Below are 23,634 nucleotides of genomic sequence, written 5' to 3' on the forward strand. Positions count from 1 at the left end.
GTGAATACCGGTATTTTGTGCATAGAAAATGGTGATTACGATGACAAAGGCAAACCAGGATATACGTGTCGTCGTCGGGATGTCCGGAGGGGTAGACTCCTCCGTTACAGCGCTCCTGCTGAAGCAGCAGGGCTATGACGTCATCGGCATCTTTATGAAGAATTGGGACGATACCGATGAATTTGGCGTATGTACAGCCGAGACCGATGCTGAGGATGTCCGCCGCGTATGCGAGCAGATCGACATTCCCTACTATACCGTAAATTTCGAGAAGGAATACTTTGATAAAGTATTTTCTTATTTCCTCGACGAATATAAGGCCGGCCGGACGCCTAATCCGGATGTCATGTGCAACCGTGAGATCAAGTTCGGGGAATTCCTGAACAAGGCGCTGCAGCTGGGTGCAGATTATGTAGCCACCGGGCATTACGCCCGTGTCATTGAGGAAGACGGCGTGTTCAAGCTGCTGCGCGGCGTGGACAGCAACAAGGACCAGACCTACTTCCTGAATGCCCTGAATCAATACCAGCTGTCCAAGGCCATGTTCCCGATCGGCCACCTGCCGAAGCCTGAGGTGCGGAGAATTGCCGAGGAAGCCGGACTCTATACCGCCAAGAAAAAAGACAGCACCGGCGTCTGCTTTATCGGAGAGCGTAACTTCCGAGAATTCCTCAGCCAGTATCTGCCGGCCCAAACCGGCGATATGGTTGACATCGCTACAGGCGAAGTCAAAGGCCGCCACGAAGGCCTGATGTACTACACGCTGGGCCAGCGTCAAGGCCTGGGTATTGGCGGCTCCGGTACGGGCGAGCCGTGGTTTGTGGCGGAGAAGGACCTGGAGCGCAACATCCTGTATGTAGTGCAGGGAGACAAGCATCCAAGCCTCTATTCCACCAGCCTGATTGCCTCCGGTGTGAACTGGATCGAAGAAGGCACGCTGGGTAACAGCCCGCTGAAGTGCACCGCCAAGTTCCGCTACCGCCAGCCTGATCAGGGGGTTACCCTGACAGCGCTTGAAGATGGAACTGTACAAGTGGTGTTCGATGTACAGCAGAAGGCTATTACGCCAGGTCAAGCTGTTGTTTTCTATCAGGGCGACAAGTGCCTCGGAGGCGGAACGATTGAAGCTGCCAAGAAGGTAACACCGCTTGTGCAGCTGTAAACTGCTTGAAGAGTGCCTCCGTCCGCCCTCTTTCTCATGCTAACGGACACTGCGTCCGTTATTTGCCGGAAATTGCGCCAGTTACACCGCTAACGGACCGAGGTTCCTTTATTCCACCAAATATTGGACAAAATATGCCCTTTGGGATGAAATAACGTACCTAAGGTCCGTTAGAATTCTTAAACACACCTCTAGGGCAGAATAACGGATCTGTAGTCCGTTAGCTGCCAAGTAATCAACGGGTTCCGGTGCGCGTGAGGCGATGGATTGGAGCCGGAAATAGTCGCATAATATAACGGCAGCACAAAAACTCCTTTCGGCTTGTAACCGGAAGGAGTTTTTACTATGCATACCTATGCTGCAAGAAGATATTCTTACTCTGCATACCTATGCTGCAAGAAGATATTCTTACTCCGCCGCAATTCCCTTATCAGCAGACAGGGCAATTTCGTTTTTGTACATCTCCGTTCCATCACCAATCGCATAGTTCAGCACGCGGTTGTTAACCGGAACGAGCGCTGCGCGGTAAAGCGTCGGGAATACAGGGATTTCTTCAATCATCAGCTGCTGCCATTCCTTGTAGATTTCCTTACGCTTCTCTACATCAAATGCAGCTTCTGAGACGCCTTCCTTCATCAGGCGGTCATTTTCATCATTCGCATAACGCGGGAAGTTATAAATGGCATCGCGGCCGTAGAGTCCTTGCGGGTCCACGTCAATACCGACGGTCCACGCGCCTTGGTATACGTCAACAGAAGGATCGTCTTCCCCGCTGCTGCCTACACGGTCATAGAAGGTGTTGAACTCTACCATTTCCAGCGTGACATTGAGGCCGATCGCTTTCCAGGATTGCACATAATATTGGGCCAGCGGCTCGGCAATATCCGAACCGGTCATGGAGATAAAGTTAATCGTCAGCGGGGTGCCGTCCGGATTGGTCCGGAAATCCCCGTCCAGCTTAAAGCCTGCATCCTCCAGCGTTTGCTTCGCTGCTTCCGGATCATAGGTTATCCCCGGGTTGCTGGCATCGTGGAATTCCGGATGGGATGGCGGGATCAGCGTCGTCGCATTCCAGCGCAGGCCATGATAGAACTTTTTGCCGACGGCATCATTATCCACAGCCTGCCACATTGCTTTTCGTAAAGCTACATTCGCCATCTTTGCATTTGGATCCGGTGCCACCACTTTATTCGCCGCATCCCATTTGCCGAGCTTGAAGCCGATGTAAGTATAAGCACGGTCAATTGCACCGAGATATTCAACGTTGGACAGGCTGGAGTTATCGGGGAACTGGTCAATCGGGAAGCTGTCTACCAGGTCGATATTTCCGGCTTTGATCTCCTGCACAACTGTCGTTGGAGCGACCACCTTCAGAATGACTTTGTCCAGCTTCGGAGCGCCGCGCCAGTAATCCTCATTCTTCACAAATACTACGGATTCACCAGGTACGATGCTTTCCACTTTAAACGGACCAAAGCCGATCGGCTTCTGGCGCACTTCCGGGGAGGCCGAGATTTTGGCTACATCCATGCCGCCGAAAATATGCTTAGCCAGCGGATAAGTCCAGATACTGCCTGTCAGCAGGGACGGAGTGGACTTTACATAAGTAATCTCCAGCTGCTTCTCACTCAGCACCTTGATCCCGGAAATGGTCTTGGCTGTACCGGCATGGTAGGCTTCCATCCCTTCAATGTTGGTGAAGTCCGAGCCGTAACGCGGGCCGTCGTAAGCCGGGTTACCGATGACTTCGTGCGCAAACAGCCAATCCTCTGCGGTAACCGGCTTTCCGTCATGCCAGTTCACATTGTCGCGGATCGTAAAGGTAAAGGTACGGCCGTCTTCAGAGACTTCATAGGTAGCTGCGCCGTCATTGGTATACACGTAGTTTTTATCCCAGGTCAGCAGGCCTTCGTCAAACCAGTCAAGTACCTCTGCATCCGGAGCGCCCGAATAAAAGTTAAAGTTGAGTGTTCCTTCAAAAGGAGTATCGGATACAAGTCCAAAGTTGAGGGTGCCGCCTTCTATAGCCTCACCCTGATTCGTCTTCACATTACTGAAATCTGCGATGTTGTACAGCCCGTCTTCCGCTGCCGGCGCTTCCGTTGGAGCTGTGGTAGCCGCCGCTTCCGTGGTAGGCGCAGCCGACGGTTCAGCAGCTTCATTGGTGTTGTTACCTGAGCTGCAGGCGGTGACCGCAAGTGACAGGACAAGCAGCAGGCTGGCGAGCATTGTCTTTCCGGATCTTCTTTTTCTCATACTTGTTTCTTCCTCCCTTATTATCCTTTTCTTTGTCTTGCGTCCGTCGCACGCTTCAGCGCCTGACCGACATTATTTATACTCAACATCAATACCAGGATCAGCAGTGATGCAGGTAACCATATCCACCATCTGGACTCCAGGGTCTGCGGGTTCCGTGCGTAGCTGACTAAAGTTCCGAGACTGGGCGTACTTTCGGGAAAGCCGAAGCCAAGGAAGGACAGGCCTGATTCCAGGCCGATATTGGCAGCGAGATTCAGGGTCATTGTAACGATAATGATGGAGCTGAGATTCGGAAGCACCTGCTTGAAAATGATCTGAAGATGGGAGGAGCCCAGCGTTCTTGAGGCCTGAACGTACTCCAGCTCCCTTTCCTGCAGCGTTTTGGAGCGGATCAGCCTGGCAATCCCCATCCACAGAAATGCAGTCATAATGAGTGAGAAAGACACGGTATTGTATTTGGGCACCGCCGTTACAAAAGCAATGACAATCATCAGCATGGGAAGAATCATAAAGAAGTCCACAAACCGCATGAAAATATTGTCGACAATTCCGCCGAAGTAACCTGAGATCAGCCCTACCAATATACCGATAACACCTGTCATCAGGGTGACCAGAATGGCTACGCTCAGGGAATTGCGGGTCCCGATAATGAGCTGGCCGAACACATCACGCCCGCCATAATCGGTGCCAAGCCAGAACTTGGCCGAAGGCTTTTCATACAAAGCGAATAAATCAACGGTTACAATCTGCTCCTGATCCAGAAACAGCGCTACACCGAACACTCCCAATATCACAGCAGCCATAAAGATCAGGGAGCAGAGTGCCAGCTTATCCCTGAAAATTTCCCGCCAGAGAATGGTCCATCCGGACGGGCTTTTATCGGTCTCCAACGGGAGCTGCAGCCCGGGGCTTGATTTTGCCATAACATTCACCTCAACAAAGTTCTGATCGTTATTTAATCCGGATACGGGGATCCACAATGCCTAATATGATGTCCGAGAGCAGGGAACCGACAATGGAAGCTATGCCATAGAGCAGCACAAGCGCTGTAACGACACTGAAGTCACGGATGACAATCGAGCCCAGGAACAGCTGCCCCATGCCGGGATAACTGAAGATGCTCTCCACAAAGATCGTTCCGCCAATCAGCCCGGTAAGCTCATATCCGAAAAAAGCGGCAATCGGCAGCAGGGAGTTCCGGAGAATATGCCGGTTGTAGATCCGTGATTCCGGAGCGCCTTTGGCCCTCGCTGTAAGAACATAGTCCTTCTGCTTCGTATCAATGATTTCATTCCGCAGGTACTGGACGGTTCCGACCGTGGTAATCAGTGCAATCGAAAGCGCCGGCAGCAGCAGATGATAAATTTTGCTCAGCACATAGCCTAACGTTCCGGGAACCTCACCGGGAGCTACACTCCCTCCAGTCGGGAACCAGCTGAAGTAAAAGCCGAAGGCCCATAACATCAGCAGAGCAACGATAAACAGCGGTGCGGCAAAGCCGATGTAGGTATATCCCGTAATCAGCCGGTCGCCCCAGGTATCGTTGAAGCGCCCGCTTATAATTCCGAGAGGAATCGCGATCAGATAAGTCAGAATCAGAGTGGCCACCGATAACCAGAGCGTATTCATCAGCCGTTGTCCGATGAGCTCTGTTACAGGCATTTTGAAACGGAAGGATTGCCCGAGGTCGCCTTGCAGCGCCTTGGTGATCCAGTCCCAATATTGGATGTGCCAAGGATTGTTAAGGCCCAGCCGTTCTCTCATCGCCTCGATGGAGGCCGGATCAATATTGGGATCAAGCATACCGGTGAGCGCATCCCCGGGCATTGCTTTTGCCATAAGAAATACCAGAATACTAAGCAGGAATACTTGAGGAATCATAATCAGCAGTCTTCGTGCAATAATCTTCCACATAACGTCTCAACCTTTCTCGGGCATGGCCACCAAATGAGTATCGGACACAGGCTTTAAGGGATAGGCCAAACCGTCGCTGTCAAAATAACTCCCATAGGCGTCCTCGTACTCTGCACTTACGGACTGGCGGAACCTGCTCCGCTCTTCACGCTTCCAGGGGTCAATGTCCGGTATGGCTGCGATCAGACGTTTCGTATAAATATGGCGGGGATTGTCAAAAATATCCTCAGGTGTTCCCTGTTCGACATAACGCCCCCTGTACATAATGCCGATATGGTCGCACATATGCCGGATAATCCCAAGATCATGACTGATGAACAGGTAAGTCAGATTTAATTCCTTCTGGATATCCTTCAAAAAATTAAGCACCTGGGCCTGCACCGACACATCCAGCGCGGACACCGGCTCATCGGCAATAATCAGCTTCGGCTTCAGCGCAATCGCTCTGGCAATGCCGATCCGCTGGCGCTGGCCCCCGGAGAATTCATGCGGATATTTGTAGATGTTGTCCGGCCCCAGCCCCACCTGCTCCAGCAGTTCCTGAACCCTGCGTCTCTCTTCCTGCGGAGACTGCCGGTCAAAGTTGCGCAGCGGTTCGGCAATGATATCGAGGACGCGTTTTTTGGGATTAAGTGATGAATAAGGATCCTGAAAAATCATCTGGACATCCCGGCGGATATGGGTTTCCTTACGTGAACCCGGAAGTGCCAGATCCGTCCCTTCAAAAAGAATGCTGCCCCCTGTAATCCGGTTCAGCCCGATGACTGCCCGGCCGGTCGTTGTTTTGCCGGAACCCGATTCACCGACAAGGCCGTAGGTCTGGCCGGCCTCAATCTCAAAATTCACCCCGTCGACCGCTTTGATGTCGTTAACCTTGCATCGGAAGATGCCGCCCCTTACGGGAAAATGCACTTGCAAATCCTTTACTTCAAGCAGTGCCATGGCTGCCAGCCTCCTCTATACTCTCCGGGAAGTGAAAATCTTTGTAGCAGGTGCAGCGTACAAAGTGGCCTGGGGCAATTTCATGCAGCTGCGGATTCTGCTCATGGGCCGAGGCATCAATCCAGGGGGTTCTGGAAGAGAAACGGCAGCCCGACCTCGGCAGATTTTTGAGTGACGGCACAATTCCCTGGATGACATGAAGTCTGGACTTCACACTGCCGGCTGTTGGAATGGAGTTGAACAAGGATCTGGTGTACGGATGCTGCGGGTTGGAGGTCAGCGTATAGATATCGGCAATTTCCACAATCTGTCCTGCGTACATTACGGCTACCCGGTCTGCCATTTCACTGACTACACCGAGATCATGAGTAATAAGGATAATTCCGGCTTCCATATCCTGCTTAAGCTTCCGGATCAGCTCGAGAATCTGCAGCTGGATTGTCACATCGAGTGCTGTAGTTGGTTCATCGGCAATGAGCAGCTGCGGCCCGTTCGCAATCGCAATTGCGATAATAACCCGCTGGCGCATTCCGCCTGATAATTCATAAGGGTACTGCTGGTATGTATGCTCGGGGCGGGGAATGCCCACTTTGTTCAGCAGGTCCAGGACTCTCTCTTTCCTCTGCTTCTTGGACAGGGCGGAATCATGAAGGAGCAGCACCTCCTCAATCTGCCGGCCTATAATCATCAGAGGATTCAGAGCGGCTAGAGGATCCTGAAAGATCATCGACATTTCTTTGCCGCGGATTTTGTTGAGTGCACCCGGAGGCATATTCACAATGTCCTGTCCCTTGTAGTACACATGACCTTCAATCCTGGCCTTGGTGTGCAGACCGGTAATAGAGAAGGCCAGTGCACTCTTGCCGGAACCGGATTCCCCTACAATCGCCAGTATTTCATTCTTCTTCACCGTGAGCGTCACATCGTCGACTGCAGCATAATAATCATCTGCAATCTTGAAGGATGTCGTTAAATGCTCAATCCGCAGCAAGTCTTCGCTCAAATTCATCACCCTAACCTTATGATTTTTTAAAACAGGTGAGCTAAATGTTAGATAACATAACTTTAGTTTGAGATAAATAATTAAAATTAGGGGTTATTTGGAATAAATCCCTGAATGTTAGAGTTTATTCTAATTGACTCATGGTAAATTAGCAATGATTTTATTAAGAAAATGCTTTATATGTTATATTAAATGACACAAAATGACCAAATATGATAAAAAAACCGCCAAATCCCCTAGTAAACAGGACTGACGGTTTTCTAAATATTAATATATAATTTTTCACAGCCTGACGGACTATTGTCCGCGGCGCAGAGACTGGTTATGGCGGATTTTGGCCTCATTCCCCTGCTCTGTAGCCTGATAAAAGACCCGCCGGGCGATCTTCTTGGGCAGGTAATCCTGCTTGACGTAATGACCGGGAAAGTTATGCGGATACTGGTAGCCCTCATGGCCAAGCGCCGCTGAGCCTTTGTAGTGCGTATCCCGCAGATGCAGCGGCACTTCTGCAGACTTCAGCTCTTCAATGCTGTCCATTGCATTCGAAATCGCCATGTACACGGCGTTTGATTTTGGACTTTCTACGGCGAACAAGATCGCCTGGGCAATGTTCAGCTTCGCCTCCGGCCAGCCGTTGTTGCGGTAAGCCTCCAGCGCGCTGACGGCCTGGACCATCGCCTGCGGGTTGGCCAGGCCGATGTCCTCGCTGCTGGCGGCAATCAGCCGGCGGATGAAGGTCATCGGGTCCATGCCGAGCTTCTCAACGGCATACAGGAACCAGAACAGCGCGGCGTCACTGGAGCCGCGGATGCTTTTGTGAAAAGCGGACAGCACATCATATTGCGTCGATTCATCCGCTTTGACTATCGGGCGGCGGATCGACTCCTCGGCGACTGCAAGTGTGATGTGTACGCTGCCGTCCGGCTCCGGCGCCGTAGTCATGGCCGCCAGCTCCAGCGCATTCAGTGCCCGGCGGATATCACCGTTAGCCATGGCCGCAATGTGCTGCAGGGCATCTTCATCGGCCTGCAGCCGCATGAAGCCAAGCCCGCGCTTTTCATCGGCAAGTGCCCGGCGCATCGCCATCAGGCTGTGCTCACTGGTCAGCGATTCCAGCTGGAACAGCGTAGAGCGGCTCATAAGCGCCCCGTTGACATAATGGAACGGATTTTCCGTGGTCGCTCCAATAAAAATAATGGTTCCCTTCTCAACAGCAGGCAGCAGCGCATCCTGCCGTGAGCTGTTAAAACGGTGCACCTCATCCAGAAACAGAATCGTCTTCGTACCGTACAACGACTTATTGCTCTGGGCGCGCTCGATGACCTCCCGCACATCTTTTACCGACGCTTCCACCGCATTTAGCCGGACAAAGTCAGCCTTCGTGTGATGAGAAATAATATGTGCCAGCGTAGTTTTGCCGCAGCCTGGAGGCCCGTAGAGCAGAATGGATGAGACCTGGTCTGCTTCAATCGCTCTGCGCAGCAGCTTGCCGGGTCCGATAATATGCTCCTGGCCGATATATTCATCAAGATTCTCCGGGCGCATGCGGTCTGCCAGCAGCCGGCCGCTTCCCGAATCCTCCCCGATCGAGAATAAATCCATAATTCCACTTCCTTGCTTAATCTTATAGAAATCACCTGATACACACTCTTCCTATCATACCATACTGCGGCAAGAGAGGATAAACAGCCGCGGAAATTTACAGGGTTCGTGGAGGTTCATCGACTATGGGCATTAATTATGGAAATTAATTATGGAAATTAATTATGGAAATTAATTATGGGCATTACTTACCTCTCCTTGGATCAGTATGGGTTGGGGTAAACGATGTGGCAGAGGTTAGGGCAGAGGTTAGGGCAGAGGTGGGAACAGAGATTGCGGAGAGGTTGTGGCAGAGGTTGCGGCAGAGATTGTGCCAAAGATTGCGGAGAGGTCGTGGCAGAGGTTGTAGCAGAGGTCATGAAAAAGCCTGTATTACCGGGAACCTGCGGCGCTTAGTTGGAATTTCTCCATCTAATTCTTGTTTTCATTATTTTTGACCTATAGTTGGAAATTCTCCATTTATTCGGGCCGACAAAGGCCTTTGGAGACTAACCCAGCACATTTAAGTGGAGTTTTTCCCACAAGAATTGTAACATGAGTATTTTCCGGAGAATTAGTTGGAGAAATTCCACTTGCCTTGCCGGTCTATTAAAAATGTGCGAAATTTCGAGTACAATAGGCCACCGTGCAGGCAACGAGCCAAATGTGTGTGAAATAACGAGTACAATGGGCCACCATGTAGGTAAACGAGCCAAATGTATGCGAAATATCAAGTACAATAGGCCACCGCACAGGTAAACGAGCCAAATGTATGCGAAATTTCGAGTATAATAGGCCACCGCGCAGGTAAACAAGCCAAATGTATGCGAAATATCGAGTACATTAGGCCACCGCGCAGGTAAACGAGCCAAATGTGTGCGAAATTTCGAGTACAATGGGCCACCGTGCAGGCAACGAGCCAAATGTATGCGAAATTTCGAGTACAATAGGCCACCATGTCGGTAAACGAGCCAGTTGTATGCGAAATATCGAGTACAATGGGCCACCATGTATGTAAACGAGCCAGTTGTATGCGAAATATCGAGTATAATAGGCCACCGTGCAGGCAACGAGCCAAATGTATGCGAAATATCGAGTACAATAGGCCACCGCACAGGTAAACAAGCCAGTTGTATGCGAAATATCGAGTACAATAGGCCACCATGCAGGCAACGAGCCAAATGTATGCGAAATATCGAGTACAATAGGCCACCGCACAGGTAAACGAGCCAAATGTATGCGAAATATCGAGTACAATAGGCCACCGCACAGGCAACGAGCCCAATGTGTGCGAAATAACGAGTAGAATGGGCCACCGCGCAGGTATCCCCGGGTCATCTGACAAAGGGTTATCTGAGCCGCACTGTTCCACATTTAAAAAGAGCATGACCTCGCGCGTTTGGCGGAGCCATGCTCTTTATTCAAATTTCCAGGCTAGCGGTTCATGGCCAGCCGCATTTTTGAGATGATTTTGCGGATGCTTTCTTCGGATAAGTGGTATCGCTGCTGCAGCTCGTTGACCGAGCAGCCTTTGCTGTGGCTGCAGTAGATTTCTTTGTTGCGGCTGGCAATTTCCTGCCGGGAACCGCTGTTCTCGCCCCATCTTACCCTCTGCTCACTTTTCTTGGGTATGTAGAGCAGTTCACCCTGGATGTATCCCTGAAGCTCTTCCAGCAGACCCGGGGGGAGCACATCCTTTCCATTTACATAGCTCACGCTTTGTTTCCTCCTTCAACAGGTGTGTTCCTTGAGATCCGGCGAATGCATCAAAAGTAATAATCACGTCACCTGCCTCCTTTCCTCAGTTCATATTTGGTAAATCAGTACGTTCATTATATAAAAACCTGGTGGTAGCGTCTACATTTAGATGGAAATAGCTGGCGGCTCCAGCCCGAGAGTTCATGGGATCAAATCCTTTTTTGTAAAGAAGGAGGCCTCACGGCCTCCTCGGGTTAAACGGATTTCCGTCTTAGACGGAAACCACCTCGTATACTGAAATCATTTCAATCAGCCTCCTTCCAGAAGTAATCTCGCCCGGCCGGACACTTATTATTAAGCCATACCGGGGGGTGAGTTACAAGTGCAAGAACAGTTATAACTGTTCTCCACCAGGCCAGCCGGTTACCGTTTCCTCTCCTGAAGGCTGTATATACGGAGGAAGTCCGCTGCCGCTCAGCAGCCATAGCTCATGAAGCGCCCGGGTACAGCCGACATACATCAGCTTGGCATCCCAGGCTGCAGCACCATAGTGATCCTCATCAGCATCAGCAAGAATAACGGCATCAAATTCCAGGCCCTTCGACAAATACACCGGCAGAACAGACAAGCCGCCGAGGTATTCAGTCATGCTGCCGTCAATAAGATGGATATCGTCAAAATGCCCGGCAAGCTCTCCGTACAGCTCCTGCGCTTCCCGCAGACTGCGGGTAAGAACAGCTACGGTCCGGTATTCCCGCCCGGAGAGGGCCCCAAGAGCCGTTCTGACGGCGTCCGTCCGCTTATTCCCGCTTGCGGCTGCCTCTGCAGGCAGCTTGTCTCCGTAAGCGATCAGGCGGACCGGATTCCCGCTGCGGAACACCGGTACGGCTAACAGCGGACTGCGTACGCCCGAAGAGAGAATGCCGTTGGCAAATTCGATGATTTCCATCGTCGAGCGGTAGCTTCGTGTGAGTGCGTGATATGCCGTATGTTCGGAAGCAAAGAGCGACTGCATCTCCTCCCATTCATGGACACCTTTATAAGCATGAATACCCTGAGACAGATCGCCCAGAATGGTGAAGGAATGCCCGCGCACATACAAATCCAGCACCGCAATCTGAAAAGGCGAGAAATCCTGCGCTTCATCGATTACGATATGGTCAAAGCGGTCAGTGCCTTCATTGCCGTTCAGCAGGTAATGAATATAGAGCAGCGATGGCAGATCTTCTTCGCGGACAATGCCCTTTTTAAGATCCTTGGCCGTCTCCTTCAGCACACTCTGCGGAATGGATTCTGACGCTTCGGCAGGCCAATCCTCCGGCACCTTCACTGCACGGAAAATTTGCTTGTAGATCGTCAGCGGATCGTACTTGGGCCACTTGGCGCTATACGCCTTCTCACGGGAAGCTCCCTTTTTCTTGCGGTCCTTCAGCGCTGCTGCCGAAGGGCTTTTCTTCAGCTCCATCTCAATCCAGCGGTGTATCCGGGCCATTACACGTTCCTTGCGTTTGGCCGGCGGATAGGGGGCGTACTCCTCATTATGCCAGCGCAGAATCACCTGGCGGCGCAGAACTGCACCTTCCCATGGACTGAAGTCGCCTTCCGGCACCGCACCGTTCTCCAGCAGCTTGACCGCCGCTTCGATGATGCCCATAAGTGCCGTAGAGCCCTTGAAGCGGCCCGGTGTTTCTTCTGTAATCTCCGGCATGCCGCCTTCCCGCTCGAACCAGCGGTTCAGCGTCTCCTCCGTATTCTGCCCGGGCAGTGTGAGGCCCAGTACATCTGCCGCCCAGTCAGGGAATGTGCTCTGGGCAATATTGCCTACACCAAGTTCCGGCAGCACATCTGAGATATAGTCCAGAAACATCCGGTTTGGGGCAAAAATAATCATTTTCTCAGCCGATACCTGGTCCTTGTACTGATACAGCAAAAAGGCCAGCCGGTGCAGGGCAACCGTTGTTTTACCGCTTCCCGCCACACCCTGGATAATTAATGCCGTGTTCTTGGCTGCCCGGATAATTTTGTCCTGCTCCTCCTGGATCGTCGAGACGATATCGCGGAGCCGGTTATCCTTGTTCTCTCCCAGCCGGTACACCAGAAATTCATCCGATACTGCCGGGGCGTCGCTCTCCCTGTTATAGGTATCCGCTACCCGTTCCAGAATCTGTTTGCGGATGACGACGTTGCGTTTGAGGTAGACCAGCCCTTCAATCAGTCCCTCGGGCGCTTCATACGAAGCCGGCTCACTGCCGCCGGTAAACGAATAGAACAGGCTTGCGACCGGTGCACGCCAGTCAATGACTAGCGGACGGTCGCTTACCTGTTCGCGGTCTACACCGATTTTGCCGATATAAAGTGCCTTGCGTTCATCCTCGTCACTGCCCTGGAAATCAAGCCGTCCGAAATAAGGCTCCTGCCTGAGCTTGGCAAGATTTTTGCGCCGCTGTTCTCTAGAATCCTCCAGCACCTGTTCCGTATACTCGTGTCCGGTATACACAGGAATACTGCGGAGCTTCTCCAGCGTCGAATCAATCTCGGCCAGTGCCTGGTTCAGCCTGTCTTCTTCCTCTTGATAGGCACTTTGAAAGTTGTCTTCCAATTTCAGTTACCTCCTAAAAGTGATAAAAGCCTGATTTCCGTGATTATGCCCGTAAATGTCAAGCACAAAAAGGATACTCATCATAGCACAACTATCCCGCAAAATCCAGAATTATCTAATCGCCTGCTTGGGCTAACCCATAAAAGCATGCAAAATAAAATTCGCCACGAACAAACCGGCGATGCCGTAGAGCGCAGGCGGAACTTCCTTCCCTCTGCCCGTAGCCAGCTTCAGGACCGGGTAAGTGATGAAACCAAAAGCCATACCGTCCACAATGCTGTAAGTGAAGGGGATCATCACCATGACCAGGAATGCCGGAAACAGCTCCGTCATGTCACCAAGATCCATCTCACGTACGTTTTGCACCATAAGTCCGCCGATCACGATCAGAATCGGGGCGATTGCACTGTCCGGCACATAGGCCAGCAGCGGAATGAACAGGAAGGTGGCGCCGAACAGGAGCCCCGTGACCAGAGAGGTCAGCCCCGACTTTCCGCCTGCAGCGATACCTGCAGTAGATTCTGCAGCTGCAACAACAGGGCTGCTGCCGAACAGGCCTGCAGCGATATTGGCTACAGAAAGCGCCCGCAGGCTGCTTTTGAAGCGTTCCGGACGTCCGGCCATCAGCGTCTGGGAAGAGATCAGGCCGATATTTTCAAACACAACAATCAGCAGCAGCAAAAATACCGCAATCCAGAAGACCAGACTGAGGATTCCGCTGAGGTCAAAACTGGCGAACACATCGCCATACCCGGTGAATACATGCCCGGATTCCGCTTTAGCCGGCGCATGGGCAGCCCCGAGAAGATAAGCCAGACCGGTGCCGGCAGCCATACTGATCAGCAGCCCGCCGCGCGTACCGCGGATGAACAGCACCAGTGCAAGAATAAGAGTGAGCACAGAGGTAATTACTGCCGGATCACTGAAATGCCCGATGGCTACAAAGGTGGTCTGGTGGGCAATGACAATCCCGCTTTTTTGCAGGCCGATAAAGGTCAGGAACAGGCCGATCCCGACAGTGATGGCATGCTGCAGATTATGCGGAATGGCGTCGCTGAGGATTCTATAGAGTGAGGTAAAGGCCACTATGGCGAACAATGCGCCGGTTACAACAACAACAGCGAGCGCCTCGCGCCAATCCAGCTTCATGGAATGCACAAGCGTATAGGTGAAAAAAGCGTTAATGCCCATGCCCGGCACGACGACGATCGGTGTTTTACCGCCGAAGGCCATGAGCAGGCAGCCTGTAATCGCGGTCAGCAGTGTAGCCACCATGCCCGCCCGCAGCGGCATCCCTGCATCATGCAGAATCGCTGCATTGACCATTACAATATATACTGAAGCAAAATACGACAGGATTCCCGCGGCCCATTCCCGTTTCCAGTTATCGCCGGGCTCCAGCCCTACGCTATTTCGCCAAAAATTCGAATTCATAACAAACCTCCACTGATGTTAAGTTCCAGGCAGCGGCTATTACCCGGTTTCTGCGCTTCATAATCAGCTTTCCCGATTCCGTATTCTCAATAAAAGGGCGCGCAGCCGGCAACCCGGCTGCTTACGCCCCTTATCCATTGTTTATGTCTTGCACTTGATCCGGCCAGCCAATGCCTGATTACAGGTTAACACCGCAGGCTTCCAGGAGATCATTTACAGCAACGCTGACCATGATAAGACCGACCACAGGCGGCACGAACGAGTTGCTTGCCGGCGGCTGCTTCGCTTTGCGTCTGTCCGGTGCATCTGCAGGCACGATCTGCTCGGTGACATCGACACGCGGCTTCACCGGAATCTCAGTGGAGAACACAACCTTCACGCCTTTGCGGATGCCGTCTTTACGCAGCTTCTGGCGGATAACGCGGGCAATCGGATCCATTTCCGTTTTGGAAATGTCTGCAACCTTGAAGCGGGTCGGATCCATTTTGTTCGCTGCCCCCATGCTCGAAATCATCGGAATCTTCCGGGCCAGACACTCTTTGATCAGGTGAATTTTGTAGATAATGGTATCTGAAGCATCGATGACGAAGTCCGGCTTGTATTTGAACAGCTCTTCATAGGTTTCGTCAGTATAGAACATATTCAGTGCGATCGCTTCACATTCCGGATTGATCAGCTTGACACGGTCAACCATCAAATCGGCTTTTTTCTGGCCGATCGTCGTTGTAAGCGCATGGATCTGGCGGTTGATGTTGGTGATATCCACCGCATCCTTGTCGATCAGGATGATGCGTCCGACTCCGGTCCGGGCCAGGGCTTCCACTGCCATGGCGCCGACGCCGCCAATACCCAGAACGGCCACCGTGCTGTTCTTCAGAACCTCCAGACCTTCCGGTCCAATCGCCAGTTCCGTACGGGAAAACTGATGCAGCATGTTATACATGCCTCCTTTATGAGACTGGTGAAGCGGCACGCAGCCGCTCCAGCAGCATGGTTTTGAGTTAGTTTTTCGCTTTCTCCGGCTTTGGAGCCAGCTTGATATGCAGCTGCTCCAGCTGTCCGGCATCTACCGGGGACGGAGCGTCCATCAGCAGGTCGGTTGCACTTGCCGTTTTCGGGAAAGCAATCGTTTCGCGCAGGTTCGTGCGGCCGGACAGCAGCATCACCAGACGGTCGAAACCAAAAGCGATTCCGCCGTGCGGCGGGGTGCCGTATTCGAACGCATCCATCAGATAGCCGAATTTCTCGTAGGCCACTTCCGGTGTGAAGCCCAGCGCTTCGAACATTTTTTCCTGTACATCACGTTTGTAGATCCGCTGGGAACCGCCGCCTACTTCGTAGCCGTTAAGCACGATATCGTAAGCCTGTGCACGGATCGCTCCCGGATTCGTATCGAACAGGTGCAAATCCTCGTCCATCGGGCGTGTGAACGGATGATGCTCTGCCACATAACGTTTTTGGTCTTCATCATAGCCGAGCAGCGGGAATTCGGTTACCCAGGCAAATTTGAATACACTGTCATCGATCAGGCCCAGCTGGCGTCCGATTTTGAGACGCAGTGCGCCCAGGACATCGGCTACCACTTTTTTGGTGTCTGCAGAGAACAGCAGCAGGTCTCCGTCTTCAGCGCCCGTACGTTCCTTAACAGCTGCAATTTCTTCCTCAGAGAAGAATTTCACGATCGGTCCTTTGAACTCCCCGTCCTTCACTTGAATCCAGGCCAGGCCTTTCGCGCCGTAACGTGCCGCATAAGGACCAAGGTCGTCGATCTCCTTACGGGTCCATGTGCCGCAGCCTTTGGCGTTAAGGCACTTCACTTCTCCGCCTTTTTCGATTACCGAAGCAAATACCTTCACACCGCTGGTGGCAACGATATCGTTCATTTCAACCAGCTCCAGGCCGAAGCGCAGGTCCGGTTTATCCGAGCCGTATTTGCCCATCGCTTCAGCATAAGTCAGACGCTGGAACGGAACAGCCACTTCAACACCGACAGTTTCTTTGAGCAGGCGCTGCAAAAGGGTTTCCATCATCCCGAGGAGCTCATCCTGCGGCATGAAGGCAGTCTCGATGTCAACCTGGGTGAATTCCGGCTGGCGGTCAGCACGCAGATCCTCATCACGGAAACAGCGGGCGATCTGGTAGTAGCGCTCAAGGCCGCCGACCATCAGCAGCTGCTTGTAAATTTGCGGCGATTGCGGGAGTGCGAAGAATTCGCCTTCATGCACACGGCTTGGTACGAGATAATCCCGTGCGCCTTCAGGAGAGCTCTTGGTCAAAATTGGAGTTTCTACATCGATAAAGCCTTCATTGTCCAGGAAGTCACGGAAAATTTTTGCCGCTTTCGAACGCAGCAGCAGGGTTTTGTACATTTCCGGACGGCGCAGGTCCAGATAACGGTACTTCATGCGCAGGGACTCATCCACTTCCACACCGTCTTCGATGAAGAACGGAGGGGTTTTGGCAGCATTCAGCACTTCAATATCTGTAATCTGCACTTCAATTTCGCCTGTAGGCAGGTTGCGGTTAACGGTCTCTTCATCCCTTTTTACAACTTTACCCGTAACGGAGAGGACATATTCACTGCGCACCTTATCGGCAATTTGCAGCGCTTCACCGGAATAGTCCGGGTTGAATACGATCTGTACGATACCGCTGCGGTCGCGGAGATCAATAAAAAGCACGCCCCCGAGGTCACGGCGGGTCTGCACCCATCCGTTCAAGGTTACAGTCTGGCCGATGTGCTCCGGCGTCAATTGTCCACAATGATGACTTCTTGTCATAATTCATCTACCCCTTCATGGTTAAAAGTACTCTCTATTAATAGAACCCTCATTAAACGGTTTGTTCCCTTAAACCCAGGCTTCATCAGCGAATAGCTGTAATGCCTAGTCCAGTGACTGCGCCAGCTCATCCAGCTTGACGGTCTTCTGTTCTCCGGTCTCCATCGATTTCAGGGCGATAACGCCGTTCTTAAGCTCATCCTCACCCAGAATGGCTGTATACCGTGCCGACATGCGGTCTGCCGACTTCATCTGCGCCTTCATCTTGCGGCCGAGATAATCCCGCTCCGCAGAGAAGCCAAGGCTGCGCAGGTTGAACAGCTGCTTCGTGATCTCCTGTTCTGCGGCTTCACCAAGCGCAACAAAATATACATCCAGCGGCTTCACTGTTTCCAGCTCTACCCCCTGGCTCTCCAGGATCAGCAGAATCCGCTCCAGACCGATCCCAAAGCCGATACCCGGCTGATCCGGTCCGCCGATCTCTTCCACCAGCCCGTTGTAACGGCCGCCGCCGCCGACAGTATCGATGGAGCCGATACCTGCTGCTTTATATTCAAACGCTGTATGCGTGTAATAATCCAGTCCGCGGACAAGACGGGGATTGATGTTGTACTCTACCCCCATAGCGTCCAGATGCATTTTGACCTTCTCAAAATGGGTTGTGCACTCTTCATCCAGGCTGTCCAGAATGGAAGGCGCACCGCCGAATTTGTCCTGGTCGACCTTGCAGTCCAGCACCCGCAGCGGGTTGCGGTCCATGCGCCGCTGGCAGTCGCCGCAGAGATTATCTTTCATCGGTCTTAAGAAATCCAGCAGCTTTTCCCGGTAAGCCGCACGGCTTGGCGCATTACCTACAGAGTTCAGGTCCACTCTTACATCCTTCAGTCCAAGATCCTTGTAGAACTGATAGCCCATGGAGATCACTTCGGCATCAATAGCCGGATCGACTGCACCGAAGGCTTCGATGCCGAACTGGTGAAACTGCCGGTATCTGCCGGCCTGCGGCCGCTCATAACGGAACATCGGTCCGATGTAGTAGAGCTTGCTGACATCCGGTTCGCCGTAGAGCTTATTCTGTACATAAGCGCGCACGACCCCTGCAGTTCCTTCAGGACGGAGCGCCAGATCCCGGTCGCCCTTGTCCTTGAACGTATACATTTCACCTTCTACAATATCCGTTGTCTCTCCTACACCGCGCTCGAACAATCCGGTGTGCTCGAACATCGGAGTCCGGATTTCCCGGTAGTTGAAGCGGCGGCAGAGATCTCTGGCTTTGCTTTCTACAACCTGCCACTTCTCCACTGCACCCGGAAGCACATCCTGTGTTCCCGTAGGTTTCTCAAATCTTTCTTTAGCCACGCCTATCCCTCCTGAAAATGACCACCTTGTACAGCCTCTTTATACCGCTTAAAAAAGCAAAAAATCCCCCGCCCTGTTCATAACAAACAGGGACGAGGGATTATTATAAACTAATAATTCACCCGTGGTACCACCCACATTCCGGATTCAGCAACCAAGTGCTGTGACCCGCTCTAAGCGGTTAACGCCCGCCTACGCGCAACCGGCTACTGGATGGCAGAATGAACCGCCTGCTTTCGCCGTGCGTTCTCGGGGAGGTCATTCATCCGTGCATCAACAGAATCCTTGCAGCCTTGCAGAAGGGGCAGTTCCATCTCTAAACGATGAAAGCCGGTTCTGCGGGGATTCCTCTCTGGGGTTGTGGGGTCCGGATTACTTGTTCCCGTCATCAAAACATGATATGACATATCGTATACTGTTAGATTCTACTGAACCACTGCGCTAAAGTCAAGGGAATCCGCTCAAATTGACGTTTCAAAAAAAAATGACCTGCAGCCGATTGCTGCAGGTCCATCATCATATATTATAAAAAAGGGGGTCATGCTTTTATTATAAACACGCTATATTAAGGAATGATGTACGTAATATTACAGTTATATTACGGTACGTGAAAGCGTTTTATATTCCCGGACATCCCCCTGTATATCAGCAAAATCCACTTTACACTACAACATTATTCTCTGTCCAGCGGTTTCATTCAACATTTCCTTAAAATTGCAAATAAATAGCTCCGGCAGCCATACTGGCCGCCGGAGCTTAGAGGCGGCTGAACCGCCTTATTTGTGATGCTGCCCGCTTTAATCAAATACCTCAACATAAGCGTGCTTGCCGCGCAGCACCTCTACTATTTCGTTGAAGCTTGCATCCTCGACTTTAAGATCCATTACATAATGGAGATCATCTTCATCATTGCCGCCAAGCAGCGGCTCTGTACCCTCGCGTACATCCCCGGCGCTGCGGGCCTCCGGATCATCGACCCGGTCACCGACATTGATGGGAGGAACGATCGGTGCACCTGAGAGTGTACCTGTAGCTCCTGCAACTCCATAGGCCCCGCCGGTCATTGCGGAGTTGTTGTAAGGAATGAGCGGCAGAATAAAATTCCGTGTGCTTCTTCCGTCCGCGTCAAGCGGATCTGTCAGCGCAGATACTTCTGAATCGCTTACACCATAAGGGATTAGTGAAACTCTTGCACCTTCTGCTTCATCTTCTGTTCTGAAATAAGCCTGGATTCTTTTACTCATTGTCTTTCCCTCCTTAAAAAATTGGTGTTATTTATGATTACAGCACCTTCAGCAGCTCACGCACAAATGCGGGCTCGTCTTGGGGCGTGCGTGAAGTAATGTAATTGCCGTCAACAACGACCTCTTCATCCTTGAACTCGGCACCCGCGTTGATGACATCATCTTTGAGCGGCGGGTAGGAGGTGATGGTCCGGCCCTGAAGCAAATCGGCACTCATCAGAATTTGCGGACCGTGGCAGATTGCAGCAATTGGTTTGCCGGCACTGTTAACCTCCGTAACAAAGCTGAGAATGTCTGTGTCCAGCCGCAGATTTTCTGGTGATGAACCGCCTGGGATAACTACAGCGTCATAGTCTCCGGCGTTCACTTCACTGATTGCTTTTTCTGCAGTGTAAGACTCATTACCCTGCTTACCCTCCAGTGTCTCACCTTTTTTCAGGCCGATAATATCCGCCTCATGTCCTGCTTTTATAACTTCATCGTATGGAACCTTCATTTCGGAATCTTCAAAGCCGTTAGCTAGTAGAAATGCAACTTTACTCATGGAATAAATGCTCCTCTCTGGCTATTCTGTTCTCTTTTCTTATTACCCTGATTACAGTGGTTTATAACCAGCATGTTTAAGTGCGCGGCAGCAGGCTGCCTCTTTTACCTTTGAGCACCTCGGCGGATTGCTGTCCCTCTGCTGCCTTTACTGCCGAAGAAGCTTCAGCATAGCTGCCTGCTGCACTTGTCCGCATCGCGTTCCATATCCATGCTTTTGGCGATTGTCTCATAATAGATTCATGCCCCTTGGAGATATAGTCATATCCATTAGCTTAACCAGTACGGACAGGCTCTATCCTCTTATCCTCAGAACAGCACTGCTGCTGCAAAAACACACAAAAAGCCGCATATCGGCTCCATGAAGGAAACAACATACGGCATCTTAAATTTAATAAATATTCAGGTATAGGTAATCCGCTAACCCTGGCTGTCGACAATAAGCGTAACCGGGCCCCAGTTAACGAGGGATACGTCCATCATTGCTCCGAACACACCCGTTTCCACCTGCAGCCCCCCCGCTCTCAGCTCCTGATTAAAATAATCGTAGAGCCGCTTCGCCTCTCCAGGTGCAGCTGCAGCCATGAAATTCGGGCGGCGGCCTTTGCGGCAGTCCCCGTACAGCGTGAACTGCGATACGGAGAGGATTGCGCCTCCGGTCTCAGTCACGCTATGGTTCATTTTGCCGGCTTCATCTTCAAAAATCCGCAGTCCGGCAATCTTGTCAGCCAAATATTTGGCTTCCTTCTCTGTATCTTCATGGGTCACGCCGACAAGCAGCATCAGCCCTTCGCCAATAGCACCGGTAACCTGACCCTCAACGGTAACCTTGGCTTCCTTGCAGCGCTGTACAACCACTCTCATTGCCGTATTTCACTCCTTGCGTCATTGCATGATGCGGTTAACCGTATATACATCCTTGACCCGTTTTACCCGGTCTACTACAGACTGCAGATGGTCAGTATTGCGGATCAGGATGGTCATGTGAATCATTGCCATCTTGTTCTTGTCGGAACGCCCGGTAACCGCAGAAATGTTCGTCTTGCTCTCCGAGACTGCCTGCAGCACTTCGTTGAGCAGACCGTTGCGGTCATGTCCGGTGATCTCGATGTCGACACTGTAGTTGGCTTCCATGCTGCCTTCCCATTCGACTTCAATTACCCGTGCCGATTCCTCTCCGTCACCATCGTTCGGAATGTTAGGACAATCCTCACGGTGAACGGAAACTCCGCGCCCGCGGGTCACGTACCCGATAATGTCGTCGCCCGGCACCGGATTACAGCACCTTGCAAAACGGACAAGCAGATTATCAATCCCTTTGACACGGACGCCATTGGTCGGCTGGTTGCGCTTCTCCCCGCTGGATTTGATCTCCTTCATCTCCGAAGTAAGCTCCAGATAGCCGGCGGCATCCTCCTGCTCCTTGCGCAGCTTCTCTGTCAGCTTGGAGGCAATCTGCGCTGCGGTAATCCCGCCGAAGCCGACTGCGGAGAGCATATCCTCCACATCGTTAAAGGCAAATTTCTTCGCGACTTCGGACATCTTATCTTCCGTAAGAAAATCGGACACTTCAACATTGAGGCGCTTCAGCTCGCGCTCACATGCTTCACGGCCCTTTTCGACGTTCTCCTCGCGTTTTTCCTTCTTGAACCACTGCTTGATCTTGCTTCGGGCATGCGAAGACTGGGCAATCTTAAGCCAGTCACGGCTTGGTCCGTATGAGTTCTTGGAGGTCAGGATTTCTACAATATCCCCGGTCTTCAGCTTATGGTCAAGCGGTACAATTCTTCCGTTCACCTTGGCCCCGATCGTCCGGTTACCAACCTCTGTATGAATCCGGAAGGCAAAATCAAGCGGTACCGAGCCAGCCGGCAGCTCCACAACCTCGCCTTTTGGGGTGAACACGAATACCAGGTCAGAGAAAAAGTCCATTTTGAGCGATTCCACGAATTCTTCGGCATCCTTGGCTTCATGCTGCAGCTCCAGAATTTCGCGGAAAAACGGCATGCGGTTCTCCGGGTTGCCGGTGTTGCTGCTGCCTTCCTTATAAGCCCAGTGCGCGGCAATCCCGAACTCGGCGGTGCGGTGCATTTCCCAGGTGCGGATCTGCACTTCTGTCGGTTCCCCGCCCGGGCCTACTACGGTCGTATGCAGCGATTGGTACATATTCGCTTTGGGCATGGCGATATAGTCCTTGAAACGTCCAGGCATCGGTTTCCAAAGCGTATGAATGATCCCTAATGTGGCATAACAATCTTTAATGTTATCAACGATAATGCGGATCGCAAGCAGATCATAAATTTCGTTAAACTGCTTGTTCTTGGTGCTCATCTTGTTATAGACACTGTAAATATGCTTGGGACGTCCGGAGAGATCCCCTTCGATTCCCATCTCGTCCAGCTTGGAGCGGATGCGTCCGATGACATTCTCAATGAACTGCTCACGCTCGGCCCGCTTCTTGTGCACCAGATTGGCGATGCGGTAATACTGCTGCGGATTCAGGTAACGGAGGGCAATATCCTCCATCTCCCATTTAATCGCCGAGATCCCGAGCCGGTCGGCAATGGGACAGAAAATCTCCAGCGTTTCATAAGAAATCCGGCGCTGGCTCTCTTCCGACTGATACTTAAGTGTCCGCATATTATGCAGCCGGTCGGCAAGCTTAATAACAATGACCCGGATATCCTGGGCCATGGCAATGAACATTTTGCGGTAATTCTCATTTTGCTGTTCTTCTTTGGAGCGGAAGCGGATGCGTTCCAGCTTGGTCAGACCATCCACCAGCATCGCGCAGGTATCGCCGAAATGCTCGCGGATCTGCTCCAGCGAAACGGTTGTATCCTCGACTACATCATGCAGCAGCGCAGCAATAATGGATATGACATCCATCTGCATATTGACGACAATATCTGCGACCGCGAGCGGATGCAGAATGTATGGCTCCCCCGACTTCCGAACTTGCCCGTGATGAGCCTGATCGGCAAACTCATAAGCTTCCCGGATGCGGAGAAGATCTTTTTCTTTTATATAGGCTGCGGCCTTTTCAATTAATTGCTCTATGCCCATTCTCGTCGTATCCGTTTCCTTTCTATATGAAAAATTCCTGTCGGAGTTTC

Annotated in this window: 18 protein-coding genes; 1 reads left to right on the forward strand and 17 read right to left on the reverse strand. The window is 51.8% G+C overall.

Going from position 1 to position 23,634, the window contains the following annotated elements; all coding sequences use genetic code 11:
* Window positions 1-40: 40 nt before the first annotated feature.
* Window positions 41-1,162 (forward strand): tRNA 2-thiouridine(34) synthase MnmA, encoded by a 1,122-nt coding sequence (gene mnmA / locus C2I18_RS05245; RefSeq protein ID WP_249900225.1) that lies wholly within the window; start codon window positions 41-43, stop codon window positions 1,160-1,162.
* 408 nt (window positions 1,163-1,570) lie between these two features.
* On the opposite strand, the gene C2I18_RS05250 is transcribed toward mnmA, so the two are convergent.
* From C2I18_RS05250 to C2I18_RS05330, 17 genes are all read right to left on the reverse strand, one after another.
* A complete protein-coding gene (locus C2I18_RS05250; protein ID WP_249900226.1) occupies window positions 1,571-3,418 on the reverse strand; it encodes an oligopeptide ABC transporter substrate-binding protein in 1,848 nt (615 codons plus the stop codon).
* Between the two features lie 20 nt (window positions 3,419-3,438).
* On the reverse strand, window positions 3,439-4,344 hold the full coding sequence (locus C2I18_RS05255) for an ABC transporter permease (RefSeq protein WP_249900227.1): 906 nt from the start codon (window positions 4,342-4,344) through the stop codon (window positions 3,439-3,441).
* 28 nt (window positions 4,345-4,372) lie between these two features.
* The gene (opp4B, locus tag C2I18_RS05260; RefSeq protein ID WP_249900228.1) at window positions 4,373-5,335 is read right to left on the reverse strand and encodes an oligopeptide ABC transporter permease; all 963 of its coding nucleotides are present in this window, start codon (window positions 5,333-5,335) and stop codon (window positions 4,373-4,375) included.
* A 6-nt stretch (window positions 5,336-5,341) separates the two neighbouring features.
* Window positions 5,342-6,277: an ABC transporter ATP-binding protein gene (locus tag C2I18_RS05265; protein ID WP_249900229.1), complete on the reverse strand. Its 936-nt coding sequence runs from the start codon at window positions 6,275-6,277 to the stop codon at window positions 5,342-5,344.
* The gene (locus C2I18_RS05270; protein ID WP_275100962.1) at window positions 6,264-7,280 is read right to left on the reverse strand and encodes an ABC transporter ATP-binding protein; all 1,017 of its coding nucleotides are present in this window, start codon (window positions 7,278-7,280) and stop codon (window positions 6,264-6,266) included. The genes C2I18_RS05265 and C2I18_RS05270 overlap by 14 nt, the downstream gene beginning before the upstream one ends.
* 297 nt (window positions 7,281-7,577) lie before the next feature.
* Window positions 7,578-8,882 (reverse strand): replication-associated recombination protein A, encoded by a 1,305-nt coding sequence (locus C2I18_RS05275; protein ID WP_249900231.1) that lies wholly within the window; start codon window positions 8,880-8,882, stop codon window positions 7,578-7,580.
* 1,413 nt (window positions 8,883-10,295) lie between these two features.
* On the reverse strand, window positions 10,296-10,577 hold the full coding sequence (locus tag C2I18_RS05280) for a CD3324 family protein (protein WP_249900232.1): 282 nt from the start codon (window positions 10,575-10,577) through the stop codon (window positions 10,296-10,298).
* A 376-nt stretch (window positions 10,578-10,953) separates the two neighbouring features.
* Window positions 10,954-13,158 (reverse strand): HelD family protein, encoded by a 2,205-nt coding sequence (locus C2I18_RS05285; RefSeq protein ID WP_249900233.1) that lies wholly within the window; start codon window positions 13,156-13,158, stop codon window positions 10,954-10,956.
* 132 nt (window positions 13,159-13,290) lie between these two features.
* Window positions 13,291-14,592 carry an NCS2 family permease gene (locus C2I18_RS05290; protein ID WP_249900234.1) on the reverse strand — a complete coding sequence of 434 codons (1,302 nt, stop codon included), beginning with the start codon at window positions 14,590-14,592 and terminating at the stop codon, window positions 13,291-13,293.
* 178 nt (window positions 14,593-14,770) lie between these two features.
* A complete protein-coding gene (locus C2I18_RS05295; RefSeq protein ID WP_249900235.1) occupies window positions 14,771-15,526 on the reverse strand; it encodes a tRNA threonylcarbamoyladenosine dehydratase in 756 nt (251 codons plus the stop codon).
* 67 nt (window positions 15,527-15,593) lie between these two features.
* Window positions 15,594-17,372, reverse strand: coding sequence for an aspartate--tRNA ligase (gene aspS / locus C2I18_RS05300; protein ID WP_249900236.1), 1,779 nt, complete (start codon window positions 17,370-17,372; stop codon window positions 15,594-15,596).
* Between the two features lie 105 nt (window positions 17,373-17,477).
* Window positions 17,478-18,731, reverse strand: a complete 1,254-nt coding sequence (gene hisS / locus C2I18_RS05305) for a histidine--tRNA ligase (RefSeq protein ID WP_249900237.1) — start codon at window positions 18,729-18,731, stop codon at window positions 17,478-17,480.
* Window positions 18,732-19,528: 797 nt separating this feature from the next.
* Entirely contained in the window at window positions 19,529-19,975 is a 447-nt protein-coding gene (locus tag C2I18_RS05310; RefSeq protein ID WP_249900238.1) for a hypothetical protein, read from the reverse strand.
* A gap of 37 nt (window positions 19,976-20,012) precedes the next feature.
* Entirely contained in the window at window positions 20,013-20,519 is a 507-nt protein-coding gene (locus tag C2I18_RS05315; RefSeq protein WP_249900239.1) for a type 1 glutamine amidotransferase domain-containing protein, read from the reverse strand.
* 76 nt (window positions 20,520-20,595) lie between these two features.
* Complete coding sequence (locus tag C2I18_RS05320) at window positions 20,596-20,751, reverse strand: hypothetical protein (protein ID WP_249900240.1); 156 nt, start codon at window positions 20,749-20,751, stop codon at window positions 20,596-20,598.
* A gap of 187 nt (window positions 20,752-20,938) precedes the next feature.
* Entirely contained in the window at window positions 20,939-21,382 is a 444-nt protein-coding gene (gene dtd, locus C2I18_RS05325) for a D-aminoacyl-tRNA deacylase (RefSeq protein ID WP_249900241.1), read from the reverse strand.
* Window positions 21,383-21,403: 21 nt separating this feature from the next.
* The gene (locus C2I18_RS05330) at window positions 21,404-23,584 is read right to left on the reverse strand and encodes a RelA/SpoT family protein (protein WP_249900242.1); all 2,181 of its coding nucleotides are present in this window, start codon (window positions 23,582-23,584) and stop codon (window positions 21,404-21,406) included.
* Window positions 23,585-23,634: the final 50 nt, after the last annotated feature.

The sequence above is a fragment of the Paenibacillus sp. PK3_47 genome (assembly GCF_023520895.1).
Classification (GTDB): domain Bacteria; phylum Bacillota; class Bacilli; order Paenibacillales; family Paenibacillaceae; genus Paenibacillus_AQ.